We start from the raw sequence: 17,520 nt of genomic DNA on the forward strand, positions 1-17,520 counted from the left end.
GGCGACCGTTGCAGTGGATGCATTCTGGTGCACAGGTGAAGCCTTGCGCGAAGCCTAGTATCCTGACTGCCTATCGCAGCACCCTGTTACCGACAGGGCAGGTGCATTCACCTGGCAGTCAGGAGCTATTTATCGTGTTCGTTCTGGATTCTCGTCTTCAACAAGACACCTTGCCGATTGGCGACTTTCCGCTGTGCCGGTTGCTGCTCTCCAACGACAGCCACTACCCTTGGTTCATTCTGGTGCCGCGCCGCGCAGATATCACCGAAGTCTTTCAGCTGAGTGCAGCAGACCAGATGCAGTTTTGGCAGGAGACGAGTGCGTTGGCCAAGGTGCTGAACGAGCTCTTCGATGCGGATAAAATCAACGTTGCCGCGTTGGGTAACGTGGTGAGCCAGCTGCATATGCACGTCATCGTGCGCAAGCGTGACGATGCCGCCTGGCCTGCGCCTGTGTGGGGCAAGCATGCTGCCATCGCTTATACTGACGAACAGCTCTCGGCAATCCGTCGACAACTGAAGCCGGTACTGACAAATGATTTTCGATTTGAGGAGGAGCAATCATGAGCCTTGAAGAGCGAGTCATGGAGCTTGAAAGCCGTATGGCCTTTCAGGACGATACGATTCAGGCACTCAATGACGTGCTGGTAAAGCAGCAGCGCGAGCTTGATCATCTGCAACTGCAGATGGCGGCGATGCTCAAGCGTCAGGAGGAAATGGGCAGTCAGTTCGAGACCTTCGAGGAAGATGCTCCGCCACCTCATTATTGATGGGCTGCCATAAAAAAACCGCGACCTCCGTCAGGAGGTCGCGGTTTTTTTGTTGCTTGAAACAATCAGCGGCGGGGCAGGGCTGCAATGACATCTTCGGCCTGCAGGCCTTTGTCACGGTTCATTACGGAAAACTCGACGCGCTGTCCTTCGACCAGTACGCGATGACCCTCACCGCGAATGGCTCGGAAATGCACAAAAATATCGTCGCCGGAATCCCGGGAGATGAAGCCGAAGCCCTTGGAGGTGTTGAACCACTTTACGGTGCCAGTATCACGATTTCCCATGTCGTGGCTTTGTGGCGCGGACGAAGGGGTGTAAGACCTGTAGAAGCTGACGCTCAGGTGCAGGGCGACGGCTACGATGGCGACAGCCAGACTCGCCAGAATAGCCGGTTGACCGGCGATGCCGGGTAGAGGAACAAGCAAGGTTAGCGTTTGTACGATTACCGCAATGACAAGCAATGCACTGACCAGATTTTGCAGATTATGACGCGGACCTCTATTCCAGTAAGGAATGACCGGAGCGAGTATCAAGTTAAGCAGCCCTAGAAAAGCCAGGCAGATCGCGTCAGGATTTTGCAGGTAGAGAGATGCCGCTTCACTACGCAGGCTCGGTATGAAAGAAAGCAACAGGGCTGCTGCTCCCGTTACCAAATGGACAATTTTCAACATTTTAAAAAGCTCACATGCAAGAAGGATTACAAGAAATAGCTGGTAACGCCCGGTACGCTTCTGAAAAAGATGAGGCGTGATGCACGGACGCTGGGCCGGCCTATGTGCCAGCGCTGGATCACAACTCGTTGGCGACACGGCGTGTATTTAACAGCAAAGCCTGATCCTACTCAAATCAGCAATCGATAATGGTGCGCGTGCCTGTCCGACGCTGGCAGCCCGCTGTCCTTTAGTCGCTCTGCCGCTAGCTCTGTAGATGCGCGAAACAGAGCGTCTCACGGATTTTGCTGACGACTCCTTCAGGCACGCAGGTATTTTCTGGCCCGGACGCCCGCTGCAGCCCCGTGTGAATAGCCCTGGCAGAGGCGTAGTTCGCTGCCAGCAGATAGCATCCTGCCAACGGAAAGCTGCGCCATTCGGGTTCTCTTGATAGAGTAGTCGTCTTTACTGCTTTTCAATCCTCACCAAAAGGGCATGAAACATGGCAATCGATATCGGTATCAGTGAAGAGGATCGCAAATCGATCGTGGACGGTCTGTCGCATCTGCTGTCGGATACTTATGTGCTTTACCTCAAGACTCACAACTTTCACTGGAATGTCAGCGGGCCGATGTTTCGCACGCTGCATTTGATGTTCGAAGAACAATATAACGAGCTGGCACTGGCGGTTGATTCAATTGCCGAGCGTATTCGTGCTCTGGGCTTCCCGGCGCCGGGTACTTATTCGACATATGCGCGCCTGTCTTCCATCAAGGAAGAAGAAGGCGTGCCCAGTGCTGAAGATATGATCAAAAGTCTGGTGCAGGGTCAAGAGGCTGTTGTCCGTACTGCTCGTAGTATCTTTCCTCTTCTGGATAAGGTTAGTGATGAGCCGACGGCTGACCTACTGACGCAACGCATGCAGGTGCACGAAAAAACCGCCTGGATGCTGCGCTCGATGCTCGAGTCCAAGTAACGGCCAGGGACGAGTGGCTTCAAGTGCCACTCGTCCCGTTCCTGAGTTGTTCTTCGCCCGTCACACCTGTCACTTCCTGCACCTGCTTTCATTGCGCAATTGCTCGGGCAAGCCGAGGCCCAACAGTCGCGCGCTGCTCTGCAGTTTTCCTCGCTTTTATTGGCGCCCCCTTCAAGGTTAATAACGATATTCCGTTGTTTCCTGTAGCCATCTCCTACAGTGATAACGTGTAGGGGCTTCTGGCTATAAAATCGCCAATCATGTTTTATACATCGGGACATTTATTTGTTTTTGAATATTTCTTTTGGTGTTTAAAATTCAATGATTCGAAGGTGGCAGTTATGATGTTACGAAGTGCTGAGCGAGAGCTTAAGTTGCTCCACCGAGAGGTGGAAATACGCCATGATCCTTTTGTCGAGGATTTCAATATGACGCTGGCGCAGCCGCACTCAAAATCCGTTCGACTTAACGGCCTGGCGACGTGCCTGCGTCTGGAGAAAGTGTACTGGAACATTCTTTCAGGTATCGCCAGTAGTAATGAGTGCTCCGTCAATGCGGTGCTGTCCTACATTGATCGGGAGGTTCACTTACGGTACGGGGGCGTGAAGAATTTCAGTGGTTTGATTCGTGTTGTCTGTGTGGCGCATCTTTTGAAGGGCGACTGCCTGGAAAATTCTCACGTCTAGCGTGGCTTTATCCTCATTCCTGTGGGCTCGCTCAGGTGGGCCTGCGCTTTCCCCCGCAGCGCGAGCGAACGGCTCGGCTGCGCGGGGGGATCATGAGCTTATCCGGTCGTTAATAGGTTCGTCCGGCTGCACGGTGCCAATTAACTCTATATAATCCTCCGTCTTGCTAGCGGGCGTGACTCTGCGTGGGCCAGGGCCGGCTTTAGCCTTGTGCCGGTGCCTTGTACCTCTGAGCGCAAGCCAGGAGCGAAATCGCCACCGAATTCGAATTACGAGAAGTGAAAACACCATCATGATGCGCAGCCATTATTGCGGCCAACTGAACGAGAGTCTGGAAGGCCAGGAAATTACCCTTTGCGGATGGGTCCACCGTCGTCGTGACCACGGGGGCGTTATCTTCCTCGATATCCGCGACCGTGAAGGCATGGCTCAAGTCGTGTTCGACCCGGATCGTGCCGACAGCTTCGCTGCCGCTGATCGCGTGCGCAGCGAGTACGTGGTCAAGGTCGTGGGCAAGGTTCGTGCTCGTCCGGCAGGTGCCGTGAACGCGAACATGGCGTCAGGCGCGATCGAGGTTCTGGGTTACGAGCTCGAGGTGTTGAACGAGTCCGAAACGCCGCCGTTCCCGCTGAACGAGTATTCCGACGTCGGCGAGGAAACACGCCTGCGTTATCGCTTCATCGATCTTCGCCGTCCGGAAATGGCCGAGAAGCTGCGTCTGCGTTCGCGCATCACTACCAGTATCCGTCGCTATCTGGATGACAACGGCTTCCTCGACGTCGAGACGCCGATCCTGACCCGCGCCACCCCGGAAGGCGCTCGCGACTATCTGGTGCCAAGCCGCACACACCCGGGCAGCTTCTTCGCCCTGCCGCAATCGCCTCAGCTGTTCAAGCAACTGCTGATGGTGGCTGGCTTCGACCGTTACTACCAGATCGCCAAATGCTTCCGCGACGAAGACCTGCGTGCTGACCGTCAGCCGGAATTCACCCAGATCGACATCGAAACCAGCTTCCTCAACGAAGAGGACATCATCGGTCTGACCGAGAAGATGGTTCGTCAGCTGTTCAAGGAAGTTCTGGACCTAGAGTTCGGTGATTTCCCGCACATGACCTTCGAAGAGGCCATGCGCCGCTACGGTTCCGACAAGCCGGACCTGCGCAACCCGCTGGAACTGGTGGATGTTGCCGATCAGCTCACCGGCGTGGAATTCAAGGTGTTCAGCGGCCCGGCCAACGATCCCAAGGGACGCGTTGCCGCACTGCGTGTACCGGGCGCCGCCAGCATGGCGCGCAGCCAGATCGACGACTACACCAAGTTCGTCAGCATCTATGGTGCCAAGGGTCTGGCCTACATCAAGGTCAACGAGCGCGCGAAGGGGCCGGAAGGCTTGCAGTCGCCGATCGTCAAGTTCATTCCGGAAGACAACCTGAACGTCATCCTCGATCGCGTTGGTGCGGTTGATGGCGACATCGTTTTCTTCGGTGCGGACAAGTTCAAGATCGTCAGCGAGGCCCTTGGTGCGCTGCGTATCAAGATCGGCAATGACCTCAAGCTGCACACTTGCGAGTGGGCACCGATGTGGGTCGTTGACTTCCCGATGTTCGAAGAAAACGACGACGGCAGCTTCACCGCGTTGCACCACCCCTTCACGGCACCCAAGTGCACGCCTGAAGAGCTGGAAGCCAACCCGGCGACCGCGCTGTCCCGTGCCTACGACATGGTGCTCAACGGCACCGAGCTGGGCGGCGGTTCGATCCGTATCCATCGCAAGGAAATGCAACAGGCGGTCTTCCGTCTGCTGGGCATTGCCGAAGACGAGCAGCAGGAGAAGTTCGGCTTCCTGCTCGATGCCTTGAAATACGGCGCGCCACCGCACGGTGGTCTGGCTTTCGGTCTGGACCGTCTGGTAATGCTGATGACCGGCGCGCAATCGATTCGTGAAGTGATTGCGTTCCCGAAAACCCAGAGCGCGGCCGATGTCATGACCCAGGCGCCTGGCGTTGTCGATGCCAAAGCGTTGCGCGAGCTGCACATCCGTCTGCGCGAGCAGCCGAAGGCCGAGTGATGCCGGGCAGGGCGTATCGTCGATACGCCCTGCATCTGCCCTTATTGAGTGAAGCTTTTTGCCCGGTCCTTCAGGGCGAAAGGTGAAGGTGTTTCAAAAAGAATCTGGAGCGAAAAATGGCAGGTCATTCTAAGTGGGCGAACATCAAGCACCGCAAAGAGCGTCAGGATGCCAAGAAAGGCAAGATTTTCACCAAGTGGATCCGTGAGCTGACCGTTGCCGCGCGTCAAGGTGGCGGTGATCCCGGTTCCAACCCGCGTCTGCGGCTGGCGCTGGACAAGGCGCTTGGTGCGAACATGACCCGTGACACCATTGATCGTGCGGTGGCGCGAGGGGTAGGGGCCTCCGACGGTGATGATGTCGAAGAACTAGGGTACGAGGGCTACGGTCCGGGCGGCGTGGCGATTATGGTCGAAACCATGACCGATAACCGCAATCGTACCGCGGCGGCTGTACGCCATGCGTTCACCAAGTGCGGCGGCAATCTCGGCACCGACGGTTCTGTTGCGTACCTGTTCGATCGCAAGGGCCAGATCTCCTTCGCTGCCGGTGTCGATGAGGATTCGCTGATCGAGGCTGCCATGGAGGCCGATGCTGACGATGTCGTGACCAACGAAGACGGCTCGATCGATGTGTTCACCTCGTTCTCCGGGTTTTATGCGGTGCGTAACGCATTGGAGGCAGCAGGCTTCAAGGCTGCAGATGCAGAGATCGTCATGCTGCCGACCACCAGCGCTGTGCTTGATCTGGAAACCGCTGAAAAGGTACTCAAGCTGATTGATATGCTTGAAGACCTGGATGACGTGCAGAACGTCTATTCAAACGCGGAAATCCCGGACGAAGTGATGGAACAGCTGGGCTGATCGCTCACAGGCAACACCAGGTCGGAAGCCGGGGGAACGAAGCTGTGAGCAACACGCAGCTATCGGCCCCCGGCTTCTGCCTTTATGCTGCACCTATTGTTTTGCGTGACCTTCTCAAGCTGCAGGCGTTATGACTCTTATTCTTGGTATCGATCCCGGTTCGCGAATCACCGGCTATGGCGTGGTACGCGACACCGGACGCGGCTGTGTCTATGTTGCGTCGGGCTGCATCCGCACTGGCAGCGGCGAGCTGCACGAGCGTTTACAGATCGTTTATCGCGGTGTGCGGGAGGTCATCAAGACCTACGGACCGGTGACGATGGGCATCGAGAAGGTTTTCATGGCGCGTAACGCCGATTCGGCATTGAAGCTGGGGCAGGCCAGGGGCGCAGCCATCGTGGCGGGTGCCGAAGAAGCGCTGGAAATTGCCGAATACACCGCAACCCAGGTCAAGCAGGCCGTTGCAGGAACCGGCGGTGCCAATAAAGAGCAGGTGATGATGATGGTCATGCATCTGCTCAAGCTGACCCAAAAGCCGCAAATCGATGCGTCCGATGCCCTTGCCATCGCCCTGTGCCACGCGCATACGCGCTCCAGTCTGATTCCTCACGGGTTGGCCACTGCGCGCAGTCGCGGCGGCCGCTTGCGGCTCTGACTGGCATTATGTGTCCGCATATTTTCTATGATGACGGTGTTCAACTTCTTCGCGCGAGCGACAGGCAACACGAAAGGATCTGAAACGTGATTGGACGTTTACGCGGCTCTCTCGCCGAAAAGCAGCCTCCGCATCTGGTGCTGGATGTCAACGGTGTCGGCTATGAGGTGGAAGTGCCGATGACCACCCTGTACCGGTTGCCGCATGTTGGCGAGACGGTGACGTTGCACACCCACCTGGTGGTCCGCGAGGACGCGCACCTTTTGTACGGCTTCTACGAAAAGCGCGAGCGCGAGCTGTTTCGTGAGCTGATCCGGCTCAATGGCGTCGGCCCCAAGCTGGCACTGGCGCTGATGTCCGGTCTGGAAGTCGATGAGCTGGTGCGTTGCGTGCAGGCGCAGGACACGTCGGCGCTGACGCGCATTCCCGGCGTGGGCAAGAAGACCGCCGAGCGTCTGCTGGTCGAGCTCAAGGATCGTTTCAAGGCCTGGGAGTCCTTGCCAGGCACCTTTACGCTGGTTTCCAATGGCCCCAATCAGGCTGAGCCTGTAGCGTCGGCAGAATCCGATGCGGTCAGCGCACTGATTTCGCTGGGCTACAAACCTCAGGAGGCGAGCAAGGCTGTCTCCGCCATCAAGGAAAAAGATTTGAGCAGTGCGGATCTGATTCGCCGTGCGTTGAAGGGGATGGGTTAAGTGATAGACGCCGACCGCCTGATAACCGCCACGGGTGGCCGTGATCGTGATGAACAGATGGACCGCGCGATTCGGCCACTGAGCCTCGCGGACTACATCGGCCAGCCGACTGTACGCGAGCAGATGGAGTTGTTCATCCAGGCTGCCCGTGGTCGCAGCGAAGCGCTGGACCACACGCTGATCTTCGGTCCGCCCGGCCTGGGCAAGACCACGCTCGCCAACATCATCGCCCAGGAAATGGGCGTGTCGATCAAGAGTACGTCCGGCCCGGTCCTCGAGCGGCCCGGCGATCTGGCCGCGATCCTGACCAATCTCGAACCCAATGACGTGCTGTTCATCGACGAGATCCATCGTCTGTCGCCGATCGTCGAGGAAGTGCTGTACCCGGCAATGGAAGACTTCCAGCTCGACATCATGATCGGTGAGGGTCCGGCAGCGCGTTCGATCAAGCTTGATCTGCCGCCGTTCACGCTGGTCGGCGCGACCACTCGTGCCGGCATGCTGACCAATCCGTTGCGCGACCGCTTCGGCATCGTGCAGCGACTCGAGTTTTACAACATCGCCGATCTTTCGACGATTGTCTCGCGCTCGGCAGGCATTCTGGGCTTGGTCATCGAGCCGCAGGGCGCTTTCGAAATTGCCAGGCGCGCCCGTGGCACGCCGCGTATCGCCAACCGCCTGTTGCGTCGCGTACGGGATTTTGCCGAGGTTCGTGGCAATGGGCAGATTACCCGGCAGACAGCCGACAAGGCCCTCAACCTGCTGGACGTCGACGAGCACGGCTTCGATCATCAGGACCGGCGTTTGCTGCTGACCATGATCGAGAAGTTCGACGGTGGTCCGGTGGGCGTGGACAGCCTGGCGGCGGCCATCAGCGAGGAGCGTCATACCATCGAAGACGTACTCGAGCCCTATTTGATCCAGCAAGGCTATATCATGCGCACACCTCGAGGGCGTGTGGTGACCCGGCATGCGTATCTGCATTTCGGCCTGAATATCCCGTCGAGGATGGGCGAGATACCGGTACCGGATGATTTTGGCGACGAGCCTGTGGATTTATAGCGATGCTTTGCAATTTATTTGCAGTCTGCGTGGTCACATTGCCAGTCCTGCCGCCGATACCTGTAACTAAGTGGCAAAACGTTGAAAAACAGTTGCCTGACCCGATTGGCAACCTGAGGAGTAAGCTCTAGAGTATGCGCGCGCAAAACGGGGTTCAGTCGTTCGCACATCGCTGTCGCGTTTATTACGAGGACACCGATGCCGGCGGCATCGTCTACTACGTCAATTATCTGAAATTCATGGAGCGGGCTCGTACCGAGCGGCTACGGGAATTGGGCTTTGCCCAATCCGAACTGGCGCAGGAAAACCTTTTATTTGTCGTGCACTCCAGTGAGGCTCGTTATCACAAGCCGGCGCGGCTGGATGACGAGCTGCTCGTCAGTGCAGAAGTAATCGAATTGAATCGCGTCAGCCTGCGCTTTAAACAGCAGATCAGGCGGGCGTCGGATGCAACGCTGCTCTGTGAAGGGCAGTTTCTGGTGGCGTGTGTACGCGCCGATAGTTTTAAACCCCGGGCCATTCCCGAAGCTCTGCGAGCGGCCTTCGCCGACCAGGGCGGCGCGGGCATACATTCAGAGCAGGAGATAAAGCGTGGAAGCTAACGTCGTCGACCATTCCTCCATGTGGAGTTTGGTCAGCAATGCCAGCATTGTTGTTCAGTTGGTAATGCTGATTCTGGTAGCTGCTTCGGTCACTTCGTGGATCGTGATTTTTCAGCGCAGCAATATGCTGCGCGCAGGTCGACGTGCATTGGACAGCTTTGAAGAGCGTTTCTGGTCGGGCATCGATCTGTCCAAGCTGTACCGTCAGGCGGGCAGCAATCCCGATCCGGACTCGGGCGTCGAGCAGATCTTCCGTGCCGGTTTCAAGGAGTTCTCGCGTCTGCGTCAGCAGTCCGGCGTCGATCCTGATGCGGTCATGGAAGGTGTGGCGCGCGCCATGCGTGTTGCCATCTCCCGCGAGGAAGAGAAACTCGAAGCTGGTCTGCCGTATCTGGCGACCGTCGGTTCTACCAGTCCTTATGTCGGTCTGTTCGGTACTGTCTGGGGGATCATGAACTCCTTCCGCGGTCTGGCGACTGCGCAGCAGGCAACGCTGGCTACCGTGGCACCGGGCATTGCCGAAGCACTGATTGCAACGGCCATCGGCCTGTTTGCAGCCATTCCGGCCGTTATTGCCTACAACCGTTTCGCCGCACGCAGTGAGACCTTGATCAGCCGTTATTACACGTTTGCTGACGAGTTCCAGGCCATCCTGCACCGTAAAGTGCACACCAGCGAAGAGTGAGCAGGTAATTCCCCATGGCTTTAATCGCTCGAGATCGTCGCAGAAAACGCAAGCCGGTCGCCGAAATGAACGTAGTGCCCTACATCGACGTGATGCTGGTGTTGCTCGTGATTTTCATGGTCACGGCTCCCATGATCAACCAGGGCGTGAAAGTCGACTTGCCCAAGGTCTCCAGCGAGGCTTTGCCGCAAGACAACAACAATCAGGTCCTGACCATTTCGATCAAGGCTGACAAGACCTATTACTGGAACCTTGGCAGCGAAGTCGATACCGACAAGCAGATGGACAAGGCAATGACCCTGCCACAGCTGACCGCCGCAGTGACCAAGATCGTCGCCGCCGGTCGTGACGCAGGCAAGCAGACGCAGGTTTTCATTCGTGGTGACAAGACCGTCGATTACGGCTCGGTCATGGGCACGATGGGCGGGCTGCAGAAGGCTGGGGTCGGGAATGTTGGCTTGATTACCGAGGCACCCTGATGCAGCCGATTCGAGAGCCGTCCGCCTCGGAAAGCTACTTCTGGCCCAGTGTCTGGGCCGTGGCATTGCATATTCTGATTTTCGGCATGCTGTTCGTCAGCTTTGCCATGACTCCGGATCTGCCCGAAGCCAAGCCTATCGTTCAGGCAACGCTCTATCAGCTCAAGTCCAAGAGCCAGGCCACTACCCAGACCAACCAGAAGATTGCCGGTGAGGCGAAGAAAACCGCTGCGCGACAAACAGAAGTCGAACAGCTGGAGCAGAAAAAGATCGAGCAGCAAAAACAGGAAGCTGTAAAAGCTGCGGAACAAAAGAAAGAAGAGTCTGCTCAAAAAGCCGAAGAGCAGAAAGCTGCCGACGAAGCCAAAAAGGCCGAACAGAAAGCAGAGGAGGCCAAAAAGGCTGACGATGCCAAGAAAGCCGATGAAGCCAAGAAGGTTGCCGACGCCAAAAAGCTTGAAGATAAGCAACAGGCTGATATAGCCAAGAAAAAGGCCGAAGAAGAGGCGAAGAAAAAAGCCGAAGAAGACGCCAAGAAAGCTGCTGCCGAGGAAGCCAAGAAACAGGCTGCTGATGAGGCCAAGAAAAAGGCCGCAGAAGACGCCAAGAAAAAGGCTGCCGAGGACGCGAAGAAAAAAGCCGCTGCCGATTCCGCCAAGAAGGCGCAGGAAGCAGCTCGCAAATCCGCTGAAGACAAGAAGGCGCAGGCACTGGCCGATTTGCTGTCCGACAAACCGGAGCGGCAACAGGCTTTGGCTGACGAGCGGGGCGATGAAACGGCTGGCAGTTTCGATGACCTGATTCGTGTCAGGGCTTCCGAAGGCTGGAGTCGTCCACCATCGGCACGTAACAACATGTCGGTAACGTTGCAGATCGGGATGTTGCCCGACGGTACGATTGCCTCTGTATCGATTGCCAAATCCAGTGGCGACGGACCGTTTGACAGCTCTGCGGTTGCTGCGGTGAAGAACATTGGACGTTTGACAGAAATGCAGGGTCTGAAGCCGGCTGACTTCGCGCCCTATCGTTCATTCAAGATGACATTCACACCTGGAGATCTAGCCTTGTGATCAACCTTTTTCGAGGACTGCTGGTCGTTCTCTGTTTCGCATCCGCAATGGTGTCGGCAGAAGAAAAGAACATTCTGGTCACCAGCGGCAGTGACCGTGCAGCGCCCATCGCTGTTGTGCCTTTCGGATGGCAGGTCGGTAACGTCCTGCCTGAGGACATGGCCGAAATCATAAGCAACGATCTGCGCAACTCCGGCTACTACGCGCCGATCCCGAAGCAGAACATGATCAGCTTGCCGACCCAGGCCAGTGAAGTCATTTTCCGTGACTGGAAAGCGCTGGGTGCCCAGTACGTCATGGTCGGCAACATCACGCCTGCTGGCGGACGTCTGCAGATCCAGTACGCACTGTTCAACGTGGCCACCGAGCAGCAAGTGCTGACCGGCAACGTGTCGGGTACCAATGATCAGCTGCGCGACATGGCGCACTACATTGCAGACCAGTCGTTCGAGAAGCTCACCGGTATCAAGGGTGCGTTTTCCACTCGTATGCTTTACGTGACGGCCGAACGCTTCTCGGAGAACAACACGCGTTACACCCTGCAGCGTTCGGATTACGACGGTGCTCGTGCGGTAACCCTGTTGCAATCCCGTGAGCCAATCCTGTCGCCGCGTTTTGCGCCGGACGGCAAGCGTATTGCGTATGTCTCGTTCGAACAGAAGCGTCCACGCATCTTTGTTCAGCACATCGACACCGGTCGTCGCGAACAGATCACCAACTTCGAAGGTCTGAACGGCGCGCCTGCCTGGTCGCCGGATGGCAGCAAGCTGGCGTTCGTGCTGTCCAAGGATGGCAACCCGGAGATCTATGTGATCAATCTGGCGTCGCGTCAATTGAGCCGCGTCACCAACGATTCTTCGATTGATACTGAACCTTTCTTCGGCAAGGACGGGTCTACGCTATACTTCACGTCGGACCGTGGCGGCAAGCCACAGATCTACAAGACCAATATCAATGGCGGCGGTGCCGAACGTGTAACGTTCGTGGGTAACTACAACGCCAACCCGAAATTGTCAGCCGATGAAAAGACGCTGGTAATGATTCACCGGCAGGACGGCTTCACTAATTTCAAGGTAGCAGTGCAGGATTTGGCCCGCGGTAGCGTAAAAATCCTCACAGATAGCAACCTTGATGAGTCGCCTACTGTTGCGCCCAACGGCACCATGGTAATCTACGCCACCCGCCAGCAGGGCCGGGGAGTCTTGATGCTCGTGTCCATTAACGGACGCGTAAGGCTCCCGCTTCCTACCGCTCAAGGCGAAGTCAGAGAACCTTCCTGGTCCCCTTACCTGAACTGACGCGGCGCTACACGATTTGCTTAACACACTGGGGTTCATTAGGAGTTTCAAGATGGAAATGCTGAAGTTTGGTAAATTTGCTGCGCTGGCTCTGGCCATGGCTGTAGCTGTAGGTTGCTCGTCCAAAGGCGGCGACAATGCCGGTGCAGGCGGTGCTGCTGTTGATCCTAACGCTGGTTACGGCGCCAACTCGGGTGCTGTTGACGGCTCCCTGAGCGAAGAAGCTGCTCTGCGCGCAATCACCACCTTCTACTTCGAATACGACAGTTCGGACCTGAAGCCAGAAGCCATGCGCTCCCTGGACGTGCACGCCAAAGACCTGAAAGCTAACGGCGCTCGCGTTGTTCTGGAAGGCAACACCGACGAACGTGGTACTCGCGAGTACAACATGGCACTGGGCGAGCGTCGTGCGAAAGCCGTTCAGCGCTACCTGGTACTGCAAGGTGTTTCCCCAGCTCAGCTGGAACTGGTTTCCTACGGCGAAGAGCGTCCAGTTGCTACCGGCAACGACGAGCAGTCCTGGGCTCAAAACCGTCGCGTCGAACTGCGTAAGTAATTTGACATGCGAACGTGCCGACGTGCTCTAACCGTTTTGGCCCTCGCCCTTCCGCTTTCAGCGTTGGGTGCGGCACCTGTGGTCGATAACAATTCTGGCTCTGGCAGCAGCAGTTATCCGCCAGCGGGTTATGGCACGTCCGGCGCCTATGCCGGGGGAGGGGTTACGGCCCCTGCCTCGGCACAAGGTCAGCTGTTCATGCAGTTGCAGCAAATGCAGGACGAAATCGCGCGTTTGCGCGGTGTTGTCGAGGTCCAGCAAAATGACATCCAGCGCATGAAGCAGGAAGCTCTGGAGCGTTATCAGGAACTCGATCAACGTATAGCCAGTGGCGCAGCCGCTCCGGCTACCAATAATTCCCAACCTGCTGGTGGCGCTATCGACGCCGGCGGGACGCCTTCGGCCTCAGCGGCTCAGCAGGCACCGGCAGCAGGCACTGAGCCTCCTGATCCGGCGAAGGAAAAGCTTTATTACGAAGCAGCCTTCGATTTGATCAAGGCAAAGGATTTCGACAAGGCCAGTCAGGCCTTCACCGCTTTCCTGCGCAAATACCCAAACAGCTCGTATGCGGGCAACGCCCAATACTGGCTGGGTGAAGTAAACCTGGCCAAAGGCGACCTTCAGGGCGCTGGTCAGGCGTTCGCCAAAGTCAGTCAGCAGTATCCCAAGCATGCCAAGGTGCCTGATTCGCTGTACAAGCTGGCTGATGTCGAACGCCGTCTGGGTCATACCGATAAGGTAAAAGGCATATTGCAGCAGGTCGTTGCCCAGTATCCGGGCACTTCAGCTGCACAATTGGCGCAACGAGATCTCCAGCGCCTTTGATGTTCTGACCCGCTGATCAAGAAAGCCGCGCTAGTCGCGGCTTTTTTCGTTAGAATCTCGCACCCGAAATTCCGGTACACCTTACGCTTTTCTGGATTCCGCGATTGCCGAGTCCCTTGAAGTGCCTGACGGAGGCGGACGGCCTGTTTAGCTGTTACGCCCGTGGCTGATATGCAAGACACATTACGCATCACCGAAATCTTTCACTCGTTGCAGGGTGAAACCCGTACGGCTGGCCTGCCCACCGTATTTGTTCGCCTTACCGGCTGCCCGTTGCGCTGTCAGTACTGCGACAGTGCCTACGCGTTCAGCGGCGGCACCATTCAGACGCTGGACGACATTCTTGGGCAAGTGGCTTCCTATCGCCCTCGGTACGTTTGCGTCACCGGCGGCGAGCCGCTCGCCCAGCCCAATGCCATTGCATTGCTGAAGCGTCTTTGCGACGCGGGCTATGAAGTGTCTCTGGAAACCAGTGGTGCTTTGGATATCTCGGCGGTGGATCCTCGTGTCAGTCGCGTAGTCGACCTCAAGACCCCAGGGTCAAAAGAGGTCTCGCGTAATCGTTACGAGAACATGGAACTGCTGACGGCCAACGATCAGGTCAAATTCGTGATCTGCTCGCGTGAGGATTACGACTGGGCCGTTTCCAAGCTGATTCAGTACGGCCTCGATCGTCGTGCGGGCGAAGTTCTGTTCTCGGCCAGTCACCACGAGCTCAAGGGTCGCGATCTGGCGGACTGGATCGTGGCTGACAACCTGCCGGTACGCCTGCAGATGCAGCTGCATAAAATTCTTTGGGATGACGAGCCGGGGCGCTGATATGAGTGAATTGACCAAGACTGAAAAAAGAGCCGTGATCCTCCTGTCAGGTGGTCTGGACTCTGCGACCGTCGTAGCCATGGCCCGTGCCGAGGGTTACGTCTGTTACACCATGAGCTTCGATTACGGCCAGCGTCATCGCGCCGAGCTGGATGCCGCTGCACGCGTTGCTGGTGATCTCGGTGCCGTGGAGCACAAGGTCATCGGCCTGAACCTCAACGGTATTGGCGGCTCGGCATTGACCGACAGCTCCATTGCCGTGCCTGAGTCGCCTTCTGAAGGCATTCCGGTCACCTACGTACCGGCACGCAACACCGTCTTCCTCTCGCTCGCCCTTGGCTGGGCAGAGGTCCTGGGGGCGCGGGATATCTTCATTGGCGTCAATGCCGTGGATTACTCGGGCTACCCGGATTGCCGCCCCGAGTTTGTAGAGTCATTCGAGCGCATGGCCAATCTGGCTACCAAGGCCGGTGTGGAAGGGCAGGGCTTCACTATCAGAGCGCCGCTGCAGAATCTGAGCAAGTCGGACATCGTCAAGGCAGGCACTGCGTTGGGAGTCGATTACTCGCTGACGGTCTCCTGCTACCAGGCTGACGACCACGGCCGTGCCTGTGGCAAATGCGACAGCTGTCGCTTGCGCGCAGAGGGCTTTACTGCAGCCGGTATCGCAGACCCGACTCGTTATTTTTAAAGTTTTTTAAAAAAGGTGTTGAATTACTGATAAAAATCAGTAATATACGCGCCACACAACAGAGGGTCGTTAGCTCAGTTGGTAGAGCAGTTGGCTTTTAACCAATTGGTCGTAGGTTCGAATCCCACACGACCCACCATTTCGAAAATCTGGAAGGCCCATGAAAATGCGGATTTCCAGGTTTTTTTTTGCGTTGCGGATTGTCATGTTCGGATAGCTACTCTGTGCTTCCGTCATGGGGTTGATGCAGCGATCTGTAAAGCGCCTGACAGGTCTTTCGAAGCGGAAGGCAGGTAAGGCCGTTCAAGCGTGAGACCCGTTCAGAAACGCAGCCACCTGTCGCGAAACATGCGCCGGCAAGCGGTGATGTCAATTGCCGTTTCTGATCCCTCCGATATCAAACTCAATGCCCGAGCTTTGGTGTCGTGGGCGCTGATAGTCTTGCCAAAGCCAACGGCGAGCGTGCCAAACGACAGCAGCGTTCCTTACGTCTTTTTAAAATGAGTGCGCCAGCGATGGCAATAATGCAAACTGTTTGTTTGATAATAAAGTTAATTGTCGCTGCCTCTCTGTGTAACTCATTATTATCATGAGCTGTGGCTTTCAGCATTGAGATGCATGTGCCGAGACGAATTTTATTCGTCCGTTCGTCGACATGCCTCAAAAAAATTATAGAAAATGAAAAGTGTGACGACATAATGGCTTATAGCCATGGACCGGCCTTTCATCTTTAATTCGAGATCCTCGGTTATGAACAGGTTTATCCTGCCTCGGCACCTCTTTGTCCAGAAAACACCTACAGTTCGAGTATTTACTCAAGTACTTCAATGGCCCTCCGGATGACGCCGCAGTGAGTTCAGATCTGTGACGTGACCTTTTTACCGAGCGTGTCGAGGGTTTCAGCAGGTTCACATTATCAATTCATCCTGATGCGTATCGGACTCTATGTTCCGCTACCTGTCCGGCGGACTTTTGTTTTCAAAAAAATCAATGAGTAAAGATATATGTCCAGCGCAACATCTGGTGTGTTAAGTAATATGACGGTTCGGGCGAAGCTATTGGTGGGTTTCGGACTGTTGATTTTAATGATTCTGTTAATGGCTTACACGGGAAAGGACGCCACCGATACATTGAAGCGTCGAGCTGATTTGTCTGGAGACATTGCTCAGTTCAGTTCAATCGCACGAGACATGCGTATCGAGCGTTTGGTTTATTTTTTAAAAGCGGATGATGCACAGGCTTCAAAGTGGTTGGAGGCACTCGAGCGGACGGAGCGTCAGCTGGTGAGCATCTCGCCACGTTTCAAAACAGCCAATAACATCGCGCTGCTCAAAGAAGCCCAAACGACGATGCAGCTTTACCGTGGGTTCTATACTCGATCAGTCGAGGCTACTCGAGAGCGTGAGCAACTGCGGACACTGGCCGGCGCTTCGGGCGAAACGATTAACGGTTTGTTGCTGAAGATCGCAGACGCTGCCAACGACGAGAGCGGGAATGCAGCGGATCGTCAGAAACTGCCGGCACTGTTTATCTCGGTCCAGAAGATGCGTACCGCGTTTCGCTCTTATACGGCATCCCCGAGTAAAAGCGGGGAAGACACTGTTCGTCAGGCGATAGCGCAGGTCGTGGCCAGTATCGACATGCTCAAAAATACCCGTTTGCCCAGTGCTGACGTTCAAGCGTTGGCCGCAGGAATGGCCACCTATAGCGGGCAACTGGAAACATTAGTCGCCGCTCAAGCCAAAGTTGATGAGGCTCAAGGCGGTATCACAACGTCGATCGCTACCATTCTTGGCATTACGGACAAGATGACCGCTATCCAGAACGAGCTTCGTGCCTCCGATGCAGAGAAAGCACAGGAGAAGATTTTGCTCTGGCTGGCCCTCTCTGCCCTGTTGGGTGTTCTTGCTGCCTGGTTGATCACCCGATCAATTGTTCATCCTCTCAAAGAGACTGTTGAAATCGTTGAAGTCGTTGCAGAGGGAGACTTTACGTACAGAACAGAAGTGACTCGAAACGATGAACTTGGCGCGTTGCAGGGCAGCATGTTGCGCATGACGTCCGGGCT

Annotated in this window: 19 protein-coding genes, 1 tRNA gene and 1 pseudogene; 20 read left to right on the top strand and 1 reads right to left on the bottom strand. The window is 56.2% G+C overall.

The window, feature by feature from the left end; genetic code table 11:
* The first annotated feature begins 134 nt into the window (after window positions 1–134).
* Window positions 135–566 (top strand): HIT family protein, encoded by a 432-nt coding sequence (locus tag V476_RS18725; RefSeq protein WP_016567431.1) that lies wholly within the window; start codon window positions 135–137, stop codon window positions 564–566.
* Window positions 563–769 carry a SlyX family protein gene (locus V476_RS18730; protein WP_003304583.1) on the top strand — a complete coding sequence of 69 codons (207 nt, stop codon included), beginning with the start codon at window positions 563–565 and terminating at the stop codon, window positions 767–769. Before V476_RS18725 ends, V476_RS18730 begins: the two co-directional genes overlap by 4 nt.
* Window positions 770–834: 65 nt before the next feature.
* Here V476_RS18730 and V476_RS29095 read toward each other — a convergent pair whose 3' ends face one another.
* Entirely contained in the window at window positions 835–1,443 is a 609-nt protein-coding gene (locus tag V476_RS29095) for a cold-shock protein (RefSeq protein ID WP_024960242.1), read from the bottom strand.
* Between the two features lie 481 nt (window positions 1,444–1,924).
* Between V476_RS29095 and V476_RS18740 the strand changes: the two genes are divergently transcribed.
* The 18 genes and pseudogenes from V476_RS18740 to V476_RS29405 all read left to right on the top strand — a co-directional run.
* Window positions 1,925–2,398, top strand: coding sequence for a Dps family protein (locus tag V476_RS18740; RefSeq protein WP_003314356.1), 474 nt, complete (start codon window positions 1,925–1,927; stop codon window positions 2,396–2,398).
* A 341-nt stretch (window positions 2,399–2,739) separates the two neighbouring features.
* On the top strand, window positions 2,740–3,084 hold the full coding sequence (locus tag V476_RS18745) for a ribbon-helix-helix domain-containing protein (RefSeq protein ID WP_003314357.1): 345 nt from the start codon (window positions 2,740–2,742) through the stop codon (window positions 3,082–3,084).
* A gap of 292 nt (window positions 3,085–3,376) precedes the next feature.
* Window positions 3,377–5,152 (top strand): aspartate--tRNA ligase, encoded by a 1,776-nt coding sequence (aspS, locus tag V476_RS18750; RefSeq protein WP_002554661.1) that lies wholly within the window; start codon window positions 3,377–3,379, stop codon window positions 5,150–5,152.
* Window positions 5,153–5,268: 116 nt separating this feature from the next.
* A complete protein-coding gene (locus tag V476_RS18755; RefSeq protein WP_003339485.1) occupies window positions 5,269–6,015 on the top strand; it encodes a YebC/PmpR family DNA-binding transcriptional regulator in 747 nt (248 codons plus the stop codon).
* Window positions 6,016–6,145: 130 nt separating this feature from the next.
* Window positions 6,146–6,670 carry a crossover junction endodeoxyribonuclease RuvC gene (gene ruvC / locus V476_RS18760; protein ID WP_003314361.1) on the top strand — a complete coding sequence of 175 codons (525 nt, stop codon included), beginning with the start codon at window positions 6,146–6,148 and terminating at the stop codon, window positions 6,668–6,670.
* A gap of 86 nt (window positions 6,671–6,756) precedes the next feature.
* Complete coding sequence (gene ruvA / locus V476_RS18765) at window positions 6,757–7,365, top strand: Holliday junction branch migration protein RuvA (RefSeq protein WP_003364731.1); 609 nt, start codon at window positions 6,757–6,759, stop codon at window positions 7,363–7,365.
* Window positions 7,366–8,427, top strand: coding sequence for a Holliday junction branch migration DNA helicase RuvB (gene ruvB / locus V476_RS18770; RefSeq protein ID WP_003409396.1), 1,062 nt, complete (start codon window positions 7,366–7,368; stop codon window positions 8,425–8,427).
* 134 nt (window positions 8,428–8,561) lie between these two features.
* Entirely contained in the window at window positions 8,562–9,029 is a 468-nt protein-coding gene (gene ybgC / locus V476_RS18775) for a tol-pal system-associated acyl-CoA thioesterase (protein WP_024960241.1), read from the top strand.
* A complete protein-coding gene (gene tolQ, locus V476_RS18780; RefSeq protein WP_002554655.1) occupies window positions 9,019–9,714 on the top strand; it encodes a protein TolQ in 696 nt (231 codons plus the stop codon). Before ybgC ends, tolQ begins: the two co-directional genes overlap by 11 nt.
* Window positions 9,715–9,728: 14 nt before the next feature.
* Complete coding sequence (gene tolR, locus V476_RS18785) at window positions 9,729–10,193, top strand: protein TolR (RefSeq protein WP_002554654.1); 465 nt, start codon at window positions 9,729–9,731, stop codon at window positions 10,191–10,193.
* Window positions 10,193–11,263 carry a cell envelope integrity protein TolA gene (gene tolA, locus V476_RS18790; RefSeq protein WP_003314366.1) on the top strand — a complete coding sequence of 357 codons (1,071 nt, stop codon included), beginning with the start codon at window positions 10,193–10,195 and terminating at the stop codon, window positions 11,261–11,263. The genes tolR and tolA overlap by 1 nt, the downstream gene beginning before the upstream one ends.
* 47 nt (window positions 11,264–11,310) lie before the next feature.
* Window positions 11,311–12,561, top strand: a complete 1,251-nt coding sequence (gene tolB / locus V476_RS18795; protein ID WP_217997604.1) for a Tol-Pal system beta propeller repeat protein TolB — start codon at window positions 11,311–11,313, stop codon at window positions 12,559–12,561.
* A 52-nt stretch (window positions 12,562–12,613) separates the two neighbouring features.
* The gene (pal, locus tag V476_RS18800; protein ID WP_003314369.1) at window positions 12,614–13,117 is read left to right on the top strand and encodes a peptidoglycan-associated lipoprotein Pal; all 504 of its coding nucleotides are present in this window, start codon (window positions 12,614–12,616) and stop codon (window positions 13,115–13,117) included.
* Window positions 13,118–13,123: 6 nt separating this feature from the next.
* Complete coding sequence (gene ybgF / locus V476_RS18805; RefSeq protein ID WP_004418664.1) at window positions 13,124–13,942, top strand: tol-pal system protein YbgF; 819 nt, start codon at window positions 13,124–13,126, stop codon at window positions 13,940–13,942.
* A 171-nt stretch (window positions 13,943–14,113) separates the two neighbouring features.
* Window positions 14,114–14,761 carry a 7-carboxy-7-deazaguanine synthase QueE gene (gene queE, locus V476_RS18810; protein WP_011267001.1) on the top strand — a complete coding sequence of 216 codons (648 nt, stop codon included), beginning with the start codon at window positions 14,114–14,116 and terminating at the stop codon, window positions 14,759–14,761.
* 1 nt (window position 14,762) lies between these two features.
* Window positions 14,763–15,452: a 7-cyano-7-deazaguanine synthase QueC gene (queC, locus tag V476_RS18815; protein ID WP_003422119.1), complete on the top strand. Its 690-nt coding sequence runs from the start codon at window positions 14,763–14,765 to the stop codon at window positions 15,450–15,452.
* A gap of 63 nt (window positions 15,453–15,515) precedes the next feature.
* A tRNA-Lys gene (locus V476_RS18820) sits at window positions 15,516–15,591 on the top strand.
* Window positions 15,592–16,549: 958 nt separating this feature from the next.
* Window positions 16,550–17,512 (top strand): annotated as a pseudogene (locus V476_RS29405) (methyl-accepting chemotaxis protein); the annotation flags it as partial.
* Window positions 17,513–17,520 lie beyond the last annotated feature (8 nt).

The sequence above is a fragment of the Pseudomonas syringae KCTC 12500 genome (assembly GCF_000507185.2).
Taxonomy (GTDB): Bacteria; Pseudomonadota; Gammaproteobacteria; order Pseudomonadales; family Pseudomonadaceae; genus Aquipseudomonas; species Aquipseudomonas syringae.